The organism is Kovacikia sp. CALU 1929, from assembly GCF_056784235.1.
On record NZ_JBXBCF010000095.1, the window covers coordinates 13,139 to 32,012 of the forward strand.

Sequence of the window (18,874 nt, forward strand, 5' to 3'; positions counted from 1 at the left end):
TGCTAATCTAGCTTGAACTAGAGTTTCAAGAACCAGCCAGTAAGAAGTCAGAACTGTTTCTTTCTAGAAGGAAGCCTACAATATTACTAATCTCGGTGTTAACGCTTTGAGGATCAGGTAAATAAATCTTAGATCGCTGAGATACTATCTCCTCACACATTTTCTCAAACTGGACACAAGCATATTCTAAGGATTTCTCATCGGAGGTGCTATTAGCTCCTGTTTGATACATGGTTCTTAGCCAATCAATATCAACAGTGGTTTTTACTTTTTCTATAAGTTGACTAATCTCTTGTTCAGTCAACAAAAAATCGCAAGCCACTTCTCCTAGAGATTTGTTTGCAAGATCTAACATACGTTTAGCATCATCTTCTATAAAATGGTCTAATACTGCTTTTGTACCGATGGAAGCAACAGTTCCTGTACCGAAAGCTCCAAAAAGCCCCCCAACAACCCCACCTACTGCGGTTCCAACAATAGGAACAAAACTACCAATAGCAGCACCCGCAGCAGCACCTCCTAGCCATCCAGCAACTCCACCAGCAACGCATGAAGCATTAATGGCTAAATTTTTACTAAATTGAGACCATGACATTCGATTAGATATTGCTGCTCGGTAGAAGTCAGGAGTGGAAATTATAACAGTTGCAACAACCGAGGTGATAACGTTAGATCTCAATAGTTTTGACACATGGTTAACCGCAGCAGCACCATAAACGGCTTTACCAAGCGAAGCCGCAGCAAGTTTTTCAACAGCAACTTTACCGAATTGCGTTTGGGCTGCTCCTTTAACTAGGTGTCTGGCAGCAATTGTTCCCATTGCTGCAACTTTAGTGCGAAGTACTTGAGAAGCTATAACACCTGTTATTAGCGAGGTACTCCCTATACTTACAGCGCTGCTAATTGCGTTTTTGAGGGCATCTTCGTGCGTTTGCCCACTCAAACGACATACAGAGTACTGAACAGCAAAAGAGATTGCAAATACATAGCTTGTCGATACAGCTTGCGTTTTTACATCGTACAGTAATGAGTCTACATTGCCAGCACGAGCAATGTTGCGGGCTTGTTTGTACGTAACTTCCCCTTTCTTTACAAAGCGTTCTGCCTCATTCGGATCAGTAACGCCAGGTACTTTCCCTTCTTTTATCTTACCTTGCATCAATCTCAGGCATTCATCGTACTGTTCACGAGGAACTTCTAAAACCTGCCCTTGATATCGGTATGTCCCACTTTCATTGAAAGCAGCATTAAAGGTGCTTCTTGAGTCAGGATAATATTTTGTCTGGATTGCAATACCATCTACAATTCTATCTGCACCATTCAACGAATTATCTTTACCTGTTATCTTCACATCCTTAAATTGAAACTTATCAGCAAATGCATTAGCCTCTTCTGCGCCGAAACCAGTACCACCTTTGGTATGAAACTTATTGATTTGGGTTTGCTCAAGTTGCTTGGCAATTTCAGCCGCTGCAAACCCTTCAAGCTCTAACTTATGTTTCTTTGATGGTCCCTCAAATTCTGTCATAACAAGCTCTCAATCACTCAATCAAGTAGAAATGGCATTAATACTTACACGAATAGTGTTCCCAATTCAGGAAAAAATCTCCAAATTTGGTGTATTCTATCGCACACAGTAATCCAGTGGCATCAAGAAGTTATCAAGCTGAGGATAATAGCGTAAAGAGTTGAGTGATTACTCAACTTAACCACTAGCAAGGAGCGCAAATCTCTTGGCTCAAATAGATGCACCAGCATGGCGTTGCGAATGATCAGTGGTGTGTCAAGAATGCGTTTGGCGATCGCATCGTACACGGTAATCTTCAATTCATTGTGCAATCACACCATTCGTGAGAAATGCGCCTGTAAGCTTTTCAGCAAGTTGTAGTCCAGAAAAGCAACGATATTTTAATATTTAGCCTGCTTGCTCTTAACAATTCGGAGCGTTTTGACTCTACCTGTTCGCCTGAAAACCTTTCTGGATAAACATCTGACGGATAACTCTTTTGTCAATGATTTTTAAGGTGTGCTTACCCTGAAAGAATCTCGAAATTTAATCCGACAGAAAAGTTTTCGTCAGAAGACTATAATGCTTTGATAAAAGTTCTTGCTAGATGAGTGTTGTGTTGCCAGTGCTGCCGTAAGCGAGTCTGAAGAATTCACTGGATTTGGTCTAACAGAGTGTGGAATTCTTGAATGAGCCAGGAATCAATATCTTGTCTTAACAGATGAGTTAAAACGGTCAGTAACATTTGCAAAGTTAGGAAATTGATGCGGTGATTTTAACTATCTCCGTACCTGGAATTGGACTGAAGGAACTAAGAGTGAGATAGAGCTAAATTTCTATGCGTGTTGTCATCCAACGAGTTATAGCTTCCCAGGTCGTGGTTGATGGCGAAGTGGTAGGCAAAATTGGACGGGGGCTAAATTTACTCGTCGGGATTTCAGAAGCAGACACCGAAGCCGAACTGGACTGGATGGCGCGTAAATGTCTGGAACTGCGGTTGTTTCCTGACGGGGAAGGGGGCAGGTTTGACCAGTCGGTTCAGGAAATTGGGGGCGAATTGCTGGTCATTAGCCAGTTCACGCTCTATGGAGACTGCCGTAAAGGTCGCCGTCCTTCCTTTGATCGGGCGGCGGCTGCGGCAACCGCTGAAGCATTGTATGAACAGTTTGTGGACAAATTGCGCTCCAGCGGCTTACGGGTTGAAACCGGAAAATTTGGAGCAATGATGCAGGTACTGATTCAGAATGACGGTCCTGTCACGCTTTTGCTGGAACGGGAGGTTTCAACCTAATCCAACTCATTCTCCAGAACATTCGCGATCGCTGTTTTTGCGTTGGTAATGAATTCTTCGACATTGACCCGGCTCAGGAGCCAGATCGCCACAATCATCGCCAGAGCTTGGATTAGAAAAACCAACCCATAGGAAAGTAGCGGTTCTGAAAACAACGTTCTACCCAGGTCCAAAAGGGCGGTGCCACTAATGGTTGCAAATCCTCTTGCCCAGGCTTGGGATAGCCCCCAGGCACCGATGAAGGTGCCTGCTGTTTCAGCAGCCGTCAGATCCAGCATCAGGCTAATTGCCCCGGTGGTTGTGATCCCGGCAGCCAGACCAAACAGCAGCATCGAAAATTGCAGCAACCGTGGATCTCGGGTAAAGCCTGAGAGGATGAGTAATCCGGCACACAGTCCAATCAGCACGCAACCCAAGCGAGTGGTCAATGGTTTGCCCAGACGAGGCACAATGAAAAACCCGGTCGTCGTCATAGCAACGATCGTGCCAATTCCAAAGAACACATTTAGCAAGGTCGTTTCGGCAATTTTCATGCCAAAGACTTCACCCCCGTATGCCTCCAGAACGGGATCTTGCATAAACAGCCCCATCGTCATCACGATCAGGAAGGTAAAAAATAGCCCCGTCTGGCGAGAAGCTGTCAGAATTTTCCAGGAACGTCCCAGGGTAATTTTGTTTTCCTGGTTCACCAGCATCGATCGCGATGTGTAGCGAGAGTACTTCTTTTCAACATTCAGCGTGGACAGGATCGCCAACCCAAATACAACCATGGGAATGACGACAAACAACCGGGTAATAGAGGCTTGCAACACCTCCGGCGGAGCGTTCGTAGTCAACCGACTCAACGCCCCAAAAATTCCCCCTGCTCCAAGTACCGTGCCAAAAATCAGCATCGCCCAGACCACTCCCACCAGTTTGGAGCGGTTGTCCTCATCCGACACATCCACAATCATTGCCGCAAAGGGGGTTGAACAGGCGCTTAGTGCCAGCCCATACAGGGCAAAAACCCCTGCCAGCATCAATGCCCATCCCCGGCTCTGGCTGCAAGGAGCTTCCGTAAAAAACTCTTGTAGGGCATCTAACCCGGTTGAGTCAACCGCGCAGCCTCCAGCCGCAAAACTGTTGCCCAACTGCCAGACCACTTGCACCGCCAGAAAGGAGACAAACGCCATCACGGCAGCCCCAATCCAGACATATCCAGAGCGATGCTTACCAAACAGCGGCTTAGAATCTGACATTTGCCCGAACCAGACGCGGGCAGGCGCGACAAAGTAAGGAACTGCCAGAATAAACCCCACGATGGTAGGGGCGATCGCCAATTCCTTAATCATCACCCGGTTCAGTAACCCTAGCGTCAGAATCGACATAATGCCCAGCCCCATCTGAAACAAGCCGAGCTGTAGCATTTTGGGCAATTTCACCACAGGCAGTTGTTCTGGCATGGCATCATCGTCGAGTGGAGAGTTTGAGAATTTACTGGTCGCCATAGCTGCTTAAAAAACTTTCTGTGAAATTGGTAATGGGGTGATCGGTGATTGGGAAGTGGGGAGTCAGGGGTTGGGAGTCAGGAGTCAGTGGACAGGAATCTTTTGCCTTCTGCCTTCCCTATTCCCCATTGCCTATTCCCAACCCAATGGTTTCATACTTTCTAAAGATAAGCCGTCAGGGATTCAGAATGAACCCATGTCACCGTTTGAGTTGTGTTTTTCACAGGAATGATGGATTAGCAACGCTTTCTATGCCTGAGGAGAGCCACTGATGGCAGATTGCAACGCTACAATCCAGGTATGTAACAAACTGTGAATAATCATGTTGCAATCCGTTCAAACAATCAACCTCGGTAAAAACGGTCCGGCGGTCAAACCGCTGGGGATTGGTGCCTGGGCATGGGGCGACAAGCTTTTTTGGGGCTATGGTCAGGACTATGGCGCACAGCAGGTGCAAGAAGCTTTCCATGCGGCACTGGAAGCGGGCGTTAATTTCTTTGATACAGCCGAAGTTTACGGTCCCGGTGAATCAGAACGACTGTTGGGGACCTTCATGAAACAAACGAACCAACCTGTTCAGGTTGCGACCAAATATTTTCCCTACCCCTGGCGCTTTAGCGCCCAGGCAGTTGCCGATGCTCTGACTGCCAGCTTAGAGCGACTTCAGGTTGAAAAGGTTGCCCTCTATCAGGTTCATGCCCCCATCGACTTTTTCGTTGGGCAAAAGGAGCTAATGGATGCCCTGGCAAATGAAGTAGAAAAGGGCAGGATCGAGGCAATTGGTGTCAGCAACTACTCGGCTGAAAAGATGCGGCAGGCTCATAAGTTTCTCGCAGCCAGGGGCATTCCACTGGCTGTGAACCAGGTGCGCTATTCTTTGCTGTCTCGTAAGATTGAGACCAAGGGTGTTCTGGATGCTGCCCGGGAACTGGATGTAACGATTCTGGCATACAGTCCATTAGCGCAAGGCTTGCTGACCGGCAAATATACAGGCAAAGGCGCGCGATCGCCCCAGGGGGCACGGCGGATTGATCCCAACTTCAGTTCCAAGGGGCTGCAAAAGGTGACTCCTCTGGTTAACACCCTGCAAACCATCGCAGAAAAGTATCAACGCACCCTCGCCCAGGTTGCCCTCAACTGGCTGATTGCCCAGGGGAATGTGATTCCGATTCCGGGGGCTAAAAACGCGGAGCAGGCAAGGCAAAACGCTGGGGCTTTAGGCTGGAGCTTGAGCACGGATGAAGTGGCTCAGTTGGATGAAATGAGCCGTCCCTGGAAGTGAGGGAAGGGTGGGGAGTTGAGAGTTGAGAGTTGAGAGTTTTGAATATTGCAGGTTACTGTACCTCGCTTTTATCCTTCACCCCTTCACCCCTTCACCCCTTCACCCCTTCACCCCTTCACCTCTTCACCCCTTCACCCCTCTACCCCTTCACCCCAATTCCCCACAATGTTGGAGATCTAAACTAATTGTGTGAATTAAGGAGTGATACGATGCCTGAGGTGGATCGATTGGGCACTCTGTAGTCAGTAAGCATTTAAGGAAACAAACGGGGCGATCGTGTAGCCTTTCTTGAAGGGAAAGTCTGCTAAAGTCCACATTTTGGGCTTGGAAACACGCTAAACTAGCCCTTTATCTGCCTCCAATCACTGAGCCAACCGGGAGTATGACCACTGTTTTGATTGTTGACGATAGCCATACTGTACGGGAGATGATCTCGGATCAGTTGAAGCGGAGCGGCTTTACAGTCGTTGAAGCGGCAGATGGTGAAGAAGCAATAGAAAAAATCAAGGTCAGTTCTCCTGATCTGGTTGTCACTGATATTGTGATGCCCCGTAAGAATGGCTACGAACTCTGCCGCTGGATTAAGAACGATCCCAAGACTAAGCACATTCCCGTGGTGATGTGTACGAGTAAGAGTGAAGAGTTTGATGTCTATTGGGGTATGAAACAGGGAGCTGATGCTTACATTACCAAGCCCTACCATCCCCCCGATATGCTAGAGGCAGTGAAGAAACTGTTGAGTCAGGCGAGGGGATAGGTGAGGGGTGAGGGTTGTTTGTCTTTACCCCAAAGTGGTGTGAGATAGCATCCTTTGCTGTGTTTCAGTCGAATATTGGTAGGTAGCGGGTGAATCGCACGATTGTCTGGTTTCGGCGCGATTTGCGTCTGGCGGATCATGCGCCCTTGTACCGGGCGGCGATGCGGGGTGCAGTGATTCCCGTGTTTGTGTTTGACCGTGCCCTGTTGCACCACCCGGAAACTGCGGTGGCAAGGGTCGAATTTATGTTGGCGTGTTTGCGATCGCTGGATCAGGACTTGGGCGATCGCGGCGGGCGGTTGATTCTGCGGTATGGCGATCCCGTAGAGGTGTTGCGTCGGTTGATCCGGGAAACTGGGGCAGAAGGAATTTATGCCCACATTGACTTTGAACGCATCTATGGACGTGTCCGGGATGCCCACCTGAACCAGGCGCTTGCCCGCCAGAACCTGAAGATTCGCTGGTTTGAACCACCGGGCACGGTTCCCGATCTTATCCCCTATCCCCACTACCGGGAACTGTGGTATGCCGAAATGGGGGCTGAACGGATGCCTACGCCTGGTCGAGTTGTGGTACCCACGGAGATCAACAGTGAACCCCTGCCAACCCTCAGCGATTTAGGCATGACACCGGACGGTAAACCCATTCCTGCGGGTGGAACCCAGGCTGCCCGGGAGTTGCTGCAAGAATTTTTGGCAGAAAAGAGTGATCGCTACTACTGGCAGCTTTCCTATCCGGCAGCAGAGGCAACGACCGGGTTGAGTCCCCATATTAAATTTGGTGCCATCTCGATTCGAGAGTGTTACCAAACGGCTCAAGCTGTGGAATCTTCAGACTCACGGGTTCAACGGAGTTGCAGCCAGTTAATTTCCCGCCTGCGGTGGGGCAGTGGCTTTGCCCAACGGTTCCGCTATTTACCCCAGTTAGAATTGCGATCGCTCTACAGTGTTTTTGACGAAGACGGCTGGTACTTTGATCAAGCCTTGTACCAGGCGTGGCAACAGGGGCAAACCGGCTTTCCGATTGTGGATGCGGCTGCCCGCTGTCTTCAGGCAACCGGGGGTTGGAAAGAACTCAACTTCCGCAGCCGTGCCCTCTATGCCAGCTTTCTGAGTAACCTGCTGGGAATGGACTGGCGCTATGGGGCGCTTCACTTTATGCGGCACCTGATCGATGGTGATTGTCCGATCGACCATTACCAGTGGGCGATGCAGTGTGGAGTCACCCACTGCGTCGATAAAACCTGGACCCGCATTTACAATCCGCAGCAGGTTGCCGTTGATCGCTGCGACCCAGAGGGAACGTTCATTAAACGCTGGGTCCCCGAACTGGCACATCTGCCGCCCGCCTGCCTGGGTTCTCCCCCTGCTGTCAAAGGCTATCCTGCCCCCATCCTGGACTACCAGAAAGCCCGCAAGCAGCGGATAGAAACCTTAGAACGGCAGCGCCAGATATTTCTCAATCAGGAGAATGTGGTACCCTATCTCGCCCGTCTGACCTCGGATGTTTTACCCTTTGGCGCAGACCCCTCTTCCAGTGAGGTTAGCTGGGCATCGACACCCCAGTCTGAGCTATTTCCGCCCCCCCTCGATCTGGAATCCTTAAGTTTGGAGCAGGCAAAGGCACTCCGTACCTGGTTTGTCGCTCACGTCAGTATTCCCCCACCCCGCAAAACTACTCGACGCAAGCCCAGAGTGTCTGAGGATGGGCAGTTAAGTTTGCTGTGATGCTAGATGCTATATGAGGTGGATGGGTGGAATTCTCAGACGAGTGCGGTACAAACTAAGGTCAAAAATCCCTGCTAAATAAGAAGTTTGACCATAGCCACAAATGGAAATTGCTGTCAACTATTTGCCACTGTAGTAAAAGGCGACTTCTTTCTCCTTCAACGGGGCAAAGTCAGCCGCAATCAGCATTTGGTTCAGTTTATCTTGGGGGATGTGTTTTGCGCCAATTCGGACAATCCGCGATCGCATGGTATTCGACACCCCGCTTCGTTGTCGTCCCGCTTCCAGCCCCATAACTTTCTGGTAAAGCTCCAATTTGGCAGCCGGAATCGGTGATCCGTCAAAATCAATCCCACGGGCGATCGCTTCATCCACTGCATCCGCCCCGGTTGTATCCGGTGAATTTGTCTCCAGAGTCATCGCTAGTAATCTCCTTTGCGTCTAGGGAATTTTATCAGGTGTCAGGGGGCAGGTAGGATCTTGACAGTACGATTCCTGGAGTTTTGCTATGCCAGTTGAGAAGGATAGCGATCGCACCCCATCCATGCCCGAACCTAAAAAGTTCAGCAGCAGCTTGATTGGGTTGATTACTTTTTTGATCCTGTTCAATTTTTTGTTGATTCCAGCCCTGCGACCGGGTCCAAAACGGGTTCCCTATAGCACCTTTACCCGCCAGGTGAGGGCGGGAGAGGTCGCTCAGGCATACATTACCCAGGATGAAGTTCGGTTTATTCTCAGGCAAGATTTGCCTAAAGACGAACAAGCGCCAACCGCGTCTCCTACACCGACGGCAAGCCCCACTCCCCGATCGCCCTTTCAGCCAGGAAGAGTCCGCGATCGCCCCCCGATTTATTCCACCGTTCGGATTGCGGCAGACACCCCTAGCCTGGTGACCCTGCTGGAACAAAAGGAGGTCGAGTTTGGTGCCGCCCCCCCTGACCAGGGCAACATTTTCACCACCCTGATTGGCTGGGTCGCGCCGCCCTTAATTTTCGTTGGTATCTGGCTATGGGCAATGCGCCGGATGCAGGGAACCGCCGGATCCGCCCTGACGGTAGGTAAGAGCAAAGCCCGCATCTACGCTGAAGGTGATACGGGCGTTACGTTTCAGGATGTAGCAGGAATTGAAGAGGCAAAGGCTGAGCTGATTGAAATTGTTGATTTTCTCAAAAGACCAGACAAATATACCCAGATTGGGGCAGCCATTCCCAAGGGAGTCCTGCTGGCGGGACCACCGGGTACGGGTAAAACCCTACTGGCAAAGGCGATCGCTGGGGAAGCAGGCGTTCCTTTTTTCAGCATTTCTGGCTCCGAATTTATTGAATTGTTTGTGGGGGTGGGTGCTGCCCGTGTGCGCGATCTGTTTCAGCAGGCAAAGGAGAAAGCCCCCTGCATTGTTTTCATTGACGAACTCGATGCCCTGGGCAGATCTAGAGGCAGTGGTCAGTTTGCCGGAAGTAACAGTGAGCAGGAACAAACCCTCAACCAGCTACTGACGGAAATGGATGGGTTTGAAAGCAATACCGGGGTGGTGATTCTGGCAGCCACTAATCGCCCAGAGGTGCTGGACCCGGCACTCCGTCGTCCCGGACGGTTCGATCGCATTGTTCTGGTCGATCGCCCCGACAAACAGGGACGGGAGGCAATTTTGCGGGTCCATGCCCAGAAGGTACAGTTGGCTGAGGATGTGATGTTTGAACTGCTGGCTGCTCGCACTTCTGGCTTTGCCGGAGCCGACCTGGCAAACCTGGTGAATGAGGCGGCTCTGTTAGCCGCTCGTCGGGGAGAACGGGTGGTGCAGATGCAGGACTTTAGCGAAGCCTTTGAACGGGTGGTTGCTGGACTGGAACGTAAATCGCGGGTACTGAACCTCCAGGAGAAAACGACCGTTGCTTACCATGAGGTGGGACATGCGATCGTCGGTTCGCAAATGCCGGGAGCCGATAAGGTAGAGAAGATTTCAATTATTCCCAGGGGGGTGGGTGCTTTGGGGTACACCCTGCAACTCCCAGAGGAAGACCGCTTTTTAATGTCAGAAGATGAACTGAGGGGACGGATTGCGACGCTGTTGGGGGGGCGATCGGCGGAGGAAGTGGTGTTTGGCAAAATTTCGACTGGAGCCAGCGATGACATTCAAAAAGTCACCAGCATCGCTGAACGCATGATCACGATTTATGGAATGGATGGAGGACTGGGACCGATCGCCTTTGAGCAGATGCAACAGGATTTCCTCGGTGGACAAACCACTCGCCGTCCGGTCAGTAGCGAAACCGCCGCCCAAATTGATCGGGAGGTGAAAACCATCATCAACAATGCCCATACCGTGGCGCAAAGCATTCTGACCCAGAACCGGGATTTATTGGAAGAATTGGCGCAGCGCTTGCTTGAAAAAGAAGTCCTGGAAGGGTCGCACCTGCACGAATATTTGCAGCGGGTCAGGGTTCCGTCGGAAGTGCCTGAATGGTTAAGAACGGGAAAACTGTAGCGGTTTAACCCAATCTGAAGCAGAGCAATGATGCGATCGCTTAATTTTCCCAGCGGTTACGGTTTAGAAAAACCCAGGAACTATCTAGATGAAGCAAGACAGTGACCTCTGCAATAATCTGAAGCAAATTCGGCTGCGCCTGGGCATGAGTCAGCAGGATTTAGCGGCGATCGCAGGGGTATCTCGACAGACCATCGGTGGGGTGGAAGCGGGACAGTATGCTCCGTCAACCACGGTGGCACTCCGATTGGCAAAAGCATTGGGCTGTCAGGTCGAGAATTTATTTTGGCTGGAACAAGACACGACCGAAATTGAGGCAATTCCTACCCAAAATGCCCCTGAGGGTGAACTGCTGCGAGTCAGTTTAGCGCGGGTGGGTGGGCAGTGGATTGCTCACCCACTGCTGGGTAATCATGCTTTTCGCCTGGAAATGATTCCAGCGGATGGGGAGGGAATCTATGAGGCAGACTCACCCACGATGCGAGTCAAATTACTGGATGACCTGGAGAAACTTCATCACGCCGTCGTGATAGCAGGTTGCACTCCAGCACTTTCACTATGGGCGCGGGCAGCAGAACGTTGGCATCCTGACTTGCGCGTGCAATGGACATTTGACAACAGTATGAGTGCCCTTCATCGGCTTTGTCGGGGGGAAGTTCATCTGGCGGGAATGCACTTGTACGATCCGCTAACACAAGATCATAATGTCCCTTTTGTGCAAGCGGCTTTGCAAGATACCTCAGCCGTTTTAATTAATTTGGGCAGTTGGCAGGAGGGCTTATTAATTCAGCCGGGGAATCCGTTGAACCTCAACAGTGTGGCAGATTTGACCCGACCTGGAGTAACCATTGTGAATCGAGAAGAGGGGGCTGGTAGCCGTCAAGTACTGGAGCGATCGCTTCAGCAAGCAGGCGTGGATATTCAATCTGTCCAAGGGTTCGACCAGATTGTGTATGGACATTTAGAAGTCGCTCATGCGATCGCAACTGGTGAAGTCGCAGCAGGAATCAGTACGGCATCCGTTGCGGCTGCCTTCGGATTAGAATTCATCCCCCTCCATCGCTCCCGTTACGATCTGGTCGTCCTCAAGCCCTATTTAGAAGAACCCCCTGTGCAGCAACTACTGAGTACATTAGGACATCGCCGCGTGTTGTCACAACTGGAAGCATTAGGGGGCTATGACACAAGCCAAACGGGTGAGGTCATTGCCACAGTTGAGCCGATTCCGTAACTCCTGGCTCTCACCACACCTTTCCTCAATCGAAAACAATCCGTCTAGTAGAACTAGACGGAAATATTTAGTATTCCTGACACCTGACACCTTTACAAGGGTTGCCGAACTTACACCACACAGCCGACTAGAACATCTACGCCTCTTCATACCCCTAGCCTGGTTGTCATTGTACCAATCGTTCGGTACAGTTATATTATGCCAGGGCAATAATGCAATGTCTGCAAAGATTAGCTAAGGGGATTAATCATGATTCAGCTTTATGGGCATGAACTTTCTGGCAACAGCTACAAAGCCAAATTGATGTTGTCCTTACTGGGTTTGGAGTACAAATGGATTAAGGTTGATTTGATGGCAAGTGAGCATAAGCAGCCTGCATTTCTGGGACTCAACCCCTTTGGACAGGTTCCCGTTCTGGTTGATGGCGAGACTGTGCTGGCAGATGCTCAGGCGATTCTGGTGTACCTGGCTCGCAAGTATGGTGGGGAATCCTGGTTGCCATTAGAAGCAGAACCACTGAGTCGGATAGTACGCTGGCTCTCAATCACTGCCGGGGAAGTGCGCCAGGGACCGGAGTCGGCTCGCCTGTACCATTTGTTCAAAGCCACCAGCATCAACCTGGAACAGACAATTCAAAAATCAGAGTTTATTCTGACTCAACTGGAGAATCATTTGGGAGAACGGGATTGGTTAGAATTAGGGCATCCTACGATCGCAGATGTAGCAGTCTTTCCCTATGTGGCTCTGGCGAGTGATGGCAAGATCGATCTCACTCCCTATCCCAGGGTCGTTGCCTGGATCGATCGCATCAAGCACCTTTCCGGTTTCGTCGGCATGATTGGCATTCCAGAACCGATTGCAGCGTAGGAGAATACCATGCCACGCAAGTTTGGTGAAATTGCTTTTACCCCGGAAGTTAAGGTTGTTCAGGAACAACGCGGATCCCGTCAAACCTATGAGACCTACATTGCAAATGGTCCTGCTAACGATACGATTACTCCCAAAATACAGGAATTCATTGCGCAACTTGATGGGTTTTATTTTGCAACAGTCAGTTCCACTGGCTATCCTTACATCCAGTTTCGTGGCGGACCCCCAGGCTTCTTGAAAGTCCTGGATGAGAAGACTGTGGGCTTTGCTGACTTTTCGGGAAATGTGCAATACATTACCGTTGGTAATTTATCCGGTAATGACAAAGCATTTCTATTTTTGATGGATTACCGTCATCGCAAACGAATCAAAGTTTGGGGTAGAGCTGAATTTGTGGAAGGTGATTCGGCATGGACTGAACGATTGCGGGTTCCGGGTTATCCTGCTGCAATTGAACGCGCAATTCTTTTCCATGTCGAAGCCATTAGTGAAAACTGCCCCCAGCACATTCCCATTCGCTATTCAGAAACCGAAGTAGAAGCCATGCTGGCTCCTCTACGAGATCGCATTGCTGAGTTAGAGTCGATGGGGCATTCAGGGGCGGAGATGTCAGCAGAGAATTAAGCGAAACATAGGTCAATGACAAAACTTTTCAAGCTCATCTAACCTGTGCTATCAGCGCTTCTGAAAGCGGACGGTATTCGGCAAACTCCATTGCAAACGTTGCCATGCCCTGAGACAGCGATCGCAACTCAGTAGCATAGCCAAACATCTCAACCAGCGGCACCTCCGCCCAAATGATGGCATCCTGGTTGCGGGTTTCCGAACCCAGCAATAAGGCTCGTCGAGCTAGCAATTTGCCCTGAATTCGTCCGATAAATTCACTGGGTGTTTCCACTTCCAGCTTCATCATGGGTTCTAAAAGAACGGGATTTCCCCTGGCAAAGGCATCCTCAAACCCCTGTCTAGCCGCCACTCGAAATGCGATCTCGGAAGAATCAATCGGATGAAAACTACCGCCTTCTAAAACCACCTTGATAGAAATAATTGGATACCCTTTTAGCCACCCTGTTTTCAAGGCATCGCGGCAGCCCTGCTCACAGGCAGCAATAAACTGGTTGGGAATAGCTCCTCCCACAACCCGGCTTTCAAACACAAATGGACCTTCCCAGGGATCCAGGCGACCGATGACATGGGCAAACTGTCCGTGTCCACCCGTCTGTCTTTTGAAGGTGTAGTCGAATCGAGCGGGCTGGGTAATCGTTTCCCGAAAAGCAACGGCGGGTTTGCCAATATAGGCTTCCGCGTGATATTCCCGCTTGATGCGCTCCAGATAAATTTCTAAATGGAGTTCTCCCATGCCCGACAACAGGGTTTTGTCAGACTCTGGATCAACGCTGACATGCAGGGTGGGGTCTTCTTTGACAAACCGTTGCAGCGCTTTTGCGATGCGATCGCCGTCTACCTGACTTTTGGGCGTGATTGCCAGGGTTATCACAGGCTCTGGGATGTACATTTCTTCTAAGGAAACGTTTATTCCTGGAGTACAGAGGGTATCTCCAGACGCACACTCCATCCCCACTAAGCCAACGATTTCTCCAGCCGCGATCAACTCAAGCTCCTGGCGGCGATTGGCTTCAATCCGAATGATGCGAGTGACGCGGGCTGACTTTTTCGTGCGGGAATTGTAAAGGCGATCGCCGCGTTTCAATGTGCCCGCATACAGGCGAGTGTAAGTCATCTGACCATACTCATCATCCGTTAGCTTAAACACAAAACCAACGACAGGTTGGCTTGGGTCTGGGGGGACGGGTACGGTGTCTTGGGTGGTGAGATCAATGGCAGTCACCACCTCCCGTTCTGCTGGAGACGGTAAGTAGAGTTCAATCGCATCCAGCAGGTTTTGGACCCCTTTGTTTTTGAAGGCAGATCCCATTAATACGGGGGTAAATTCATGGGCTAGGGTGCCTTCCCGCACGGTTTCCCAGATCAAATGGCTGGGTATGTCTTCGCCATTGAGCAATTTAGCCATCATTGCTTCTGAGCGTATCGAGATCTGATCTAAAAGTTGGTCTCTGGCGATTTGTGCTTCTCCCTGCCACTCATCAGGAATAGGACGCTTGACCCAGTGGTCGCCGTTCTCTCCTTCAAAGTAGAAGGCGGTCATTTCAATCAAATCAACGATGCCTTCAAACCGTTCCTCTAAACCGATGGGATACTGGAGTACAATCGGCTTTAAGCCTAGCTTTTCCCGAATCGCGGCTACAACCCGAAACGGATCGGCTCCGACCCGGTCCAGCTTGTTGATAAAAATAATTCGTGGAATACGATAGCGCTTCATTTGCCGATCAACCGTGATGGACTGAGATTGTACGCCTCCCACGCCACACAGCACCATCACAGCACCATCTAATACTCGCAGCGATCGCTCAACTTCAATCGTGAAATCAACATGACCCGGTGTGTCAATTAAATTAATTTGATTTTCTTTCCAGAAGCAGGTGATGGCGGCTGAAGTAATGGTAATTCCCTTTTCCCGCTCCAATTCCATATAGTCCATCGTGGCACCATCCTCATCGCCACGAACTTCATGCATTCTATGGATCTTGCCCGTATAGTAAAGCATCCGTTCGGATAGCGTCGTTTTTCCAGCATCAATGTGGGCAGAGATGCCAATATTACGAATATGATCCAGAGTATTCATAAAATCATTGAAAGAAAAGCGATTAATTGACTGGAACAGCAAATTAGAAATAAGTCAGGAAATTGTGAAGCGGAACATTGACGCAACCACTCTGCTATAGCTTCCGTTCTGTGGGGTATGAAGCTATAGCAGGATATATCAAGCGACAGCAGGACAATGGATACTGTTCAAACACCCTCTTAAACCCAGCCATAAAGTTTGGGAGGAGATCAAATTCATAATCCATAGTCCTAATCAAACCAAATAGTTGATGAGAACCTACCTTAATTGTCACAGAGATTTACGAAAAGAGTTGAGAACTTTAAGCTTTATTTGAAATTGTGTTCAATATTACTCAACGTTGTAGAATCCAGGTATCCAGAGTGTCTGGAGATGGATTATGCAAAACTACATGGTTGCTGTTGTCAGCAGCGCGAAGGCAAAGCTTTTTGTGCTTGAGTCGGTTGACCTTCCCGAATATGAAGCCAGTCCTAAGCTAATTGAAGTTGAAGAGCTACATAGTTCTACTCAGGTGCTTCAGGGGCAAGATCTGTGGTCTAATACCAAACCTGGACGCAATCGTGGTACGACTGGTCAGGCTCATGGCTATGATGATCACCGTGAAAACCATCGGGTTGAGTTTGAGCGCCGGTTTGCCCAGGAAATTGCCGCAAAGTTGGCTCAATTGATCAAATCCAGCCACCCCCACCAACTGCTGCTGGTTGCAGAACCTCAGATCTTGGGGATAATGCGCGAAGTTTTAATTCCAGATTTGCCGAAGAACTTGAAGTTTAATGAATTAACTAAAGATTTATGCCAACTCAAAGCCCATGAGTTGCATGAGTATTTGGCAAAAAAAGACCTTCTCCCTGTACAAAGCAGACCTAACTAGTGCTCTGTCAAATTTAATTTGACAGGTAGCAAATACCCAGGAAGTTAATGATGGCTAAATTTTGAGGTCTACGACCCATCAAAATTTTCCTGACGGAACACTAGAGGAAGGTGCAACCACTGGAACCGTGTCCTCACTGTAGACACTGGAGGACAGTTTTCTGAACGGCGCGATCGTTCATCATGAAGGTGTGCCATACCTGCAACTCGACAATCCGATCCTGGTTGGAGAGCCGAGTTTCGCTCAGGGCAACAATTCCATCATTAACTTCCATCCCAAACGGACTGAGCAAGCCTGTCGGTCCACTGGTTCCCGCCACAATGGTATAGGGAGTCTGGAGTGGTGGAATAGCGGCATAGAATTCGAGACAGGTCAGATTAAAGCCACACTGACCAGCGAACCATTGAAATGGAGGCAGTTGCCACGCATGAGCCGCCAAGCGGGGCGGTTGATTTGGGGTTCCCAGCATCACGATATGGGCAGGGGGGGCGATGTTGGATAAGCCCAGCGCCGATCGCGTGAGCAAACCACCCAGAGAATGAGCAACTACACCATAGGTTCCCTGGTCTGCCAGGGTTCGCAGGCGCACCTGTAGCCGCGCCACAATGAGATCGTAGGATTCCATGAAAGCGGCATACCCAAATTGCTCGGTAGCGTGTCCAGCTTGCTGTAAACGCCATCCAAGATTGAACAAGGATAATGGCGATCGCCCTAATCCATGAATCAATAGAACCTTCATTGAGAACCTTAACTGAGTCAGTTGCTCATCCTGCTTTAAATTATGACGCAACAAATTTGTCAATTACCAAAGAGTATTGAACCATCTATCGATTGGCTATAACTATTCAAGGGCTTTCAGCCAGTGGACTTCACTGGGATGCTCTCGATCTAAACACCGCATCGCAGTCAATTTTGGTTCAGATCTTAATACCGAATTAGCTGATCAAGCCTACGATGGGTGCATCAGCAATATGCGCCTCTGGATACCACAAGTAGGGCTATACACCTATCCAGATGTGATGGTGACTGCTGAGGAACTAGCCCTTGCAGAAGGACGAAAAGATACCATTACAAACCCATTGCTGATTGTAGAAGTTCTTTCGGAATCGACTAAGAACTATGATCGAGGCGAGAAATTTGAATTTTATCGATCACTCCCCAGCTTTCAAGAATACATTCTGGTTGACCAGAGTAGAGTTCACGTTGAGCATTGTGTCAGAACGGCTGATAACAAGTGGCTTTTGTCGGAATTCGGAAGCATGGATGCTGTACTGATCTCAGTTTCCATATCGTTTCAAATTGAGTTAACAACTATTTATAAAAAAGTACAGTTTTGAGCGATCGCTATTTCCACGTAAAAGCTCTTTGATTTCTGGGTTTCGCTGCACTCAACCCAACCTACAACAAGATGTGCCAATCTAAGTTGGATGAGTGGGAATACGATCGCACAGTAAATCAGTTAAATTGTTCTATTTTGTTAATAACAGAGCGTTAGGTTTCACAAAGTTCAATCCAACCTACAAGACTGGCGGTTAGCCCTCATTTCTTCGGGAGCCAAAGCTGTTGTTTAGGGATTTGTATGGTAACACCGGGTGCGAGTTCGACTTGCTCAGGTATTTCGCGCCATTCAGATTCATTCACAAAATCATTTTTCATCCAACGACTTAAATCTTTGATGTCTCGAAGCCTTAACAAAGTTTGATTAGTGTCAGCGAACCATTGTGCATCCGCAGTAAAAGAGGTGTTTGTTACGATCATGCCCATATGGAACGGTGCTACTCGTGAAGTAAGCACTCCATGAAAATCACGGACATCAGGAGCGCCTGTTTTACGACTGGTGCGATGATGTTTAGCTTGAACAGCTAGTAAAAAAGGGAAAGTAAAGCCCCCATTTGGATAAGCAATAATATCTACTCCGCCATCTTTACGATAGACATCACCAACTAGCTGAACACTCAAACCCATATATTTAAGTCGATCAGCAATTAAGTATTGAAACTTATCAGGAGGTAGTTGTTTTAGACGCTCCGTATCCTCAAGAAACCAATCGAGAAGAGCTTTAGAGAACTCAACAAGTTCTACGGTATAGGGTTCAGGGCTTCCCCATTTTTTCTTGGAAACCTCTTCAACCTGATTAAGTAGGTATAGCTGCATTGGAGCAGCTTTTTTGTAATAGGGATTATCAACTTCATGTACACGGAGTGATTCTAGATCCTTAGGTTTGAGACGATACTCGCCTAGTGCTCGTGTTTTAGTTATGTATCGATACTTATCTTGATGCTGGCGCTGACAGTTGGCACATAAATACATGTCAAGAATGGGATGCTTGCGAAGCGTACCTTTACCGCACTCGAAACAGAGAGTTTTTGTCTTCGTCGCCATTGTTTAAAGATCGATAAGCTATTCTGCTGTCAATTTTAAATTCGATTGCCCTGCAACTGCACTGAATCATCCCTTACGACTTTACAAAGATGTGGCTCTCTTTCAAAAAAGGATCTTTACGGTGGCTGAACTGGAACAGTAAGTAGGTCAGTACAATTTAGCTCATGTAAGTCAAGTTTTGTACAGTTGACTCCAAACTTGCTTAGACTGACGAATAGAGCGAAGGTTACATTTCGCAGTTCAGATGCGTTTTCCTACCCTTACCTACTTAATGTAGGTT

General features: G+C 49.0%; 17 protein-coding genes. 10 read left to right on the forward strand and 7 right to left on the reverse strand.

Annotated elements, in window-relative coordinates; translation table 11 throughout:
* Positions 1-25 precede the first annotated feature (25 nt).
* Positions 26-1,528, reverse strand: a complete 1,503-nt coding sequence (locus AC1S52_RS26405; RefSeq protein WP_482032029.1) for a hypothetical protein — start codon at positions 1,526-1,528, stop codon at positions 26-28.
* Positions 1,529-1,650: 122 nt separating this feature from the next.
* The gene (locus AC1S52_RS26410; protein WP_482032030.1) at positions 1,651-1,827 is read right to left on the reverse strand and encodes a hypothetical protein; all 177 of its coding nucleotides are present in this window, start codon (positions 1,825-1,827) and stop codon (positions 1,651-1,653) included.
* A 518-nt stretch (positions 1,828-2,345) separates the two neighbouring features.
* Here AC1S52_RS26410 and dtd point away from each other — a divergent pair.
* On the forward strand, positions 2,346-2,798 hold the full coding sequence (gene dtd / locus AC1S52_RS26415) for a D-aminoacyl-tRNA deacylase (protein WP_482032031.1): 453 nt from the start codon (positions 2,346-2,348) through the stop codon (positions 2,796-2,798).
* Here dtd and AC1S52_RS26420 read toward each other — a convergent pair.
* Positions 2,795-4,285 carry a BCD family MFS transporter gene (locus AC1S52_RS26420; protein WP_482032032.1) on the reverse strand — a complete coding sequence of 497 codons (1,491 nt, stop codon included), beginning with the start codon at positions 4,283-4,285 and terminating at the stop codon, positions 2,795-2,797. The two genes, dtd and AC1S52_RS26420, sit on opposite strands and share 4 nt — an antisense overlap.
* Before the next feature lie 322 nt (positions 4,286-4,607).
* Here AC1S52_RS26420 and AC1S52_RS26425 point away from each other — a divergent pair, with 322 nt between their 5' ends.
* The 3 genes from AC1S52_RS26425 to AC1S52_RS26435 all read left to right on the forward strand — a co-directional run bounded on the left by AC1S52_RS26425 (position 4,608) and on the right by AC1S52_RS26435 (position 8,051).
* A complete protein-coding gene (locus AC1S52_RS26425) occupies positions 4,608-5,567 on the forward strand; it encodes an aldo/keto reductase (RefSeq protein ID WP_482032033.1) in 960 nt (319 codons plus the stop codon).
* A gap of 382 nt (positions 5,568-5,949) precedes the next feature.
* The gene (locus tag AC1S52_RS26430; RefSeq protein WP_482032034.1) at positions 5,950-6,324 is read left to right on the forward strand and encodes a response regulator; all 375 of its coding nucleotides are present in this window, start codon (positions 5,950-5,952) and stop codon (positions 6,322-6,324) included.
* Positions 6,325-6,413: 89 nt separating this feature from the next.
* Positions 6,414-8,051 (forward strand): cryptochrome/photolyase family protein, encoded by a 1,638-nt coding sequence (locus AC1S52_RS26435; RefSeq protein WP_482032035.1) that lies wholly within the window; start codon positions 6,414-6,416, stop codon positions 8,049-8,051.
* Between the two features lie 120 nt (positions 8,052-8,171).
* On the opposite strand, the gene AC1S52_RS26440 is transcribed toward AC1S52_RS26435, so the two are convergent.
* Positions 8,172-8,471: a small RNA NsiR4-regulated ssr1528 family protein gene (locus tag AC1S52_RS26440; RefSeq protein WP_482032036.1), complete on the reverse strand. Its 300-nt coding sequence runs from the start codon at positions 8,469-8,471 to the stop codon at positions 8,172-8,174.
* Positions 8,472-8,559: 88 nt separating this feature from the next.
* Between AC1S52_RS26440 and ftsH the strand changes: the two genes are divergently transcribed.
* The 4 genes from ftsH (at position 8,560) to AC1S52_RS26460 (ending at position 13,261) form a co-directional block, all read left to right on the forward strand.
* A complete protein-coding gene (gene ftsH, locus AC1S52_RS26445; protein WP_482032037.1) occupies positions 8,560-10,536 on the forward strand; it encodes an ATP-dependent zinc metalloprotease FtsH in 1,977 nt (658 codons plus the stop codon).
* Positions 10,537-10,624: 88 nt separating this feature from the next.
* Positions 10,625-11,767 carry a substrate-binding domain-containing protein gene (locus AC1S52_RS26450; RefSeq protein WP_482032038.1) on the forward strand — a complete coding sequence of 381 codons (1,143 nt, stop codon included), beginning with the start codon at positions 10,625-10,627 and terminating at the stop codon, positions 11,765-11,767.
* Positions 11,768-12,016: 249 nt separating this feature from the next.
* The gene (locus tag AC1S52_RS26455; protein ID WP_482032039.1) at positions 12,017-12,634 is read left to right on the forward strand and encodes a glutathione S-transferase family protein; all 618 of its coding nucleotides are present in this window, start codon (positions 12,017-12,019) and stop codon (positions 12,632-12,634) included.
* Positions 12,635-12,643: 9 nt separating this feature from the next.
* On the forward strand, positions 12,644-13,261 hold the full coding sequence (locus tag AC1S52_RS26460; protein WP_482032040.1) for a pyridoxamine 5'-phosphate oxidase family protein: 618 nt from the start codon (positions 12,644-12,646) through the stop codon (positions 13,259-13,261).
* A 34-nt stretch (positions 13,262-13,295) separates the two neighbouring features.
* Here the strand turns inward: AC1S52_RS26460 and fusA are convergent, their stop codons facing one another.
* Positions 13,296-15,341 (reverse strand): elongation factor G, encoded by a 2,046-nt coding sequence (gene fusA / locus AC1S52_RS26465; protein ID WP_482032041.1) that lies wholly within the window; start codon positions 15,339-15,341, stop codon positions 13,296-13,298.
* Positions 15,342-15,720: 379 nt separating this feature from the next.
* Between fusA and AC1S52_RS26470 the strand changes: the two genes are divergently transcribed.
* Complete coding sequence (locus tag AC1S52_RS26470) at positions 15,721-16,212, forward strand: host attachment protein (protein ID WP_482032042.1); 492 nt, start codon at positions 15,721-15,723, stop codon at positions 16,210-16,212.
* Positions 16,213-16,345: 133 nt separating this feature from the next.
* Here AC1S52_RS26470 and AC1S52_RS26475 read toward each other — a convergent pair whose 3' ends face one another.
* Positions 16,346-16,951: an esterase/lipase family protein gene (locus tag AC1S52_RS26475; RefSeq protein WP_482032043.1), complete on the reverse strand. Its 606-nt coding sequence runs from the start codon at positions 16,949-16,951 to the stop codon at positions 16,346-16,348.
* A 76-nt stretch (positions 16,952-17,027) separates the two neighbouring features.
* On the opposite strand from AC1S52_RS26475, the gene AC1S52_RS26480 reads away from it, so the two are divergent.
* Positions 17,028-17,549, forward strand: a complete 522-nt coding sequence (locus AC1S52_RS26480; RefSeq protein ID WP_482032044.1) for a Uma2 family endonuclease — start codon at positions 17,028-17,030, stop codon at positions 17,547-17,549.
* 202 nt (positions 17,550-17,751) lie between these two features.
* Here AC1S52_RS26480 and AC1S52_RS26485 read toward each other — a convergent pair whose 3' ends face one another.
* Positions 17,752-18,594, reverse strand: a complete 843-nt coding sequence (locus AC1S52_RS26485) for a restriction endonuclease (RefSeq protein WP_482032045.1) — start codon at positions 18,592-18,594, stop codon at positions 17,752-17,754.
* Between the last annotated feature and the right edge of the window lie 280 nt (positions 18,595-18,874).

What these genes read in the sequence shown, in the direction of transcription:
- ftsH (WP_482032037.1), top strand. Translation starts at nt 8,560, where the DNA reads ATGCCAGTTGAGAAGGATAGCGATCGCACCCCATCCATGCCCGAACCT.
- dtd (WP_482032031.1), top strand. Translation starts at nt 2,346, where the DNA reads ATGCGTGTTGTCATCCAACGAGTTATAGCTTCCCAGGTCGTGGTTGAT.
- AC1S52_RS26425 (WP_482032033.1), top strand. Translation starts at nt 4,608, where the DNA reads ATGTTGCAATCCGTTCAAACAATCAACCTCGGTAAAAACGGTCCGGCG.
- AC1S52_RS26460 (WP_482032040.1), top strand. Translation starts at nt 12,644, where the DNA reads ATGCCACGCAAGTTTGGTGAAATTGCTTTTACCCCGGAAGTTAAGGTT.
- AC1S52_RS26405 (WP_482032029.1), bottom strand. Translation starts at nt 1,528, where the DNA reads ATGACAGAATTTGAGGGACCATCAAAGAAACATAAGTTAGAGCTTGAA.
- AC1S52_RS26485 (WP_482032045.1), bottom strand. Translation starts at nt 18,594, where the DNA reads ATGGCGACGAAGACAAAAACTCTCTGTTTCGAGTGCGGTAAAGGTACG.
- AC1S52_RS26475 (WP_482032043.1), bottom strand. Translation starts at nt 16,951, where the DNA reads ATGAAGGTTCTATTGATTCATGGATTAGGGCGATCGCCATTATCCTTG.
- AC1S52_RS26455 (WP_482032039.1), top strand. Translation starts at nt 12,017, where the DNA reads ATGATTCAGCTTTATGGGCATGAACTTTCTGGCAACAGCTACAAAGCC.
- AC1S52_RS26470 (WP_482032042.1), top strand. Translation starts at nt 15,721, where the DNA reads ATGCAAAACTACATGGTTGCTGTTGTCAGCAGCGCGAAGGCAAAGCTT.
- AC1S52_RS26440 (WP_482032036.1), bottom strand. Translation starts at nt 8,471, where the DNA reads ATGACTCTGGAGACAAATTCACCGGATACAACCGGGGCGGATGCAGTG.
- fusA (WP_482032041.1), bottom strand. Translation starts at nt 15,341, where the DNA reads ATGAATACTCTGGATCATATTCGTAATATTGGCATCTCTGCCCACATT.
- AC1S52_RS26420 (WP_482032032.1), bottom strand. Translation starts at nt 4,285, where the DNA reads ATGGCGACCAGTAAATTCTCAAACTCTCCACTCGACGATGATGCCATG.
- AC1S52_RS26430 (WP_482032034.1), top strand. Translation starts at nt 5,950, where the DNA reads ATGACCACTGTTTTGATTGTTGACGATAGCCATACTGTACGGGAGATG.
- AC1S52_RS26450 (WP_482032038.1), top strand. Translation starts at nt 10,625, where the DNA reads ATGAAGCAAGACAGTGACCTCTGCAATAATCTGAAGCAAATTCGGCTG.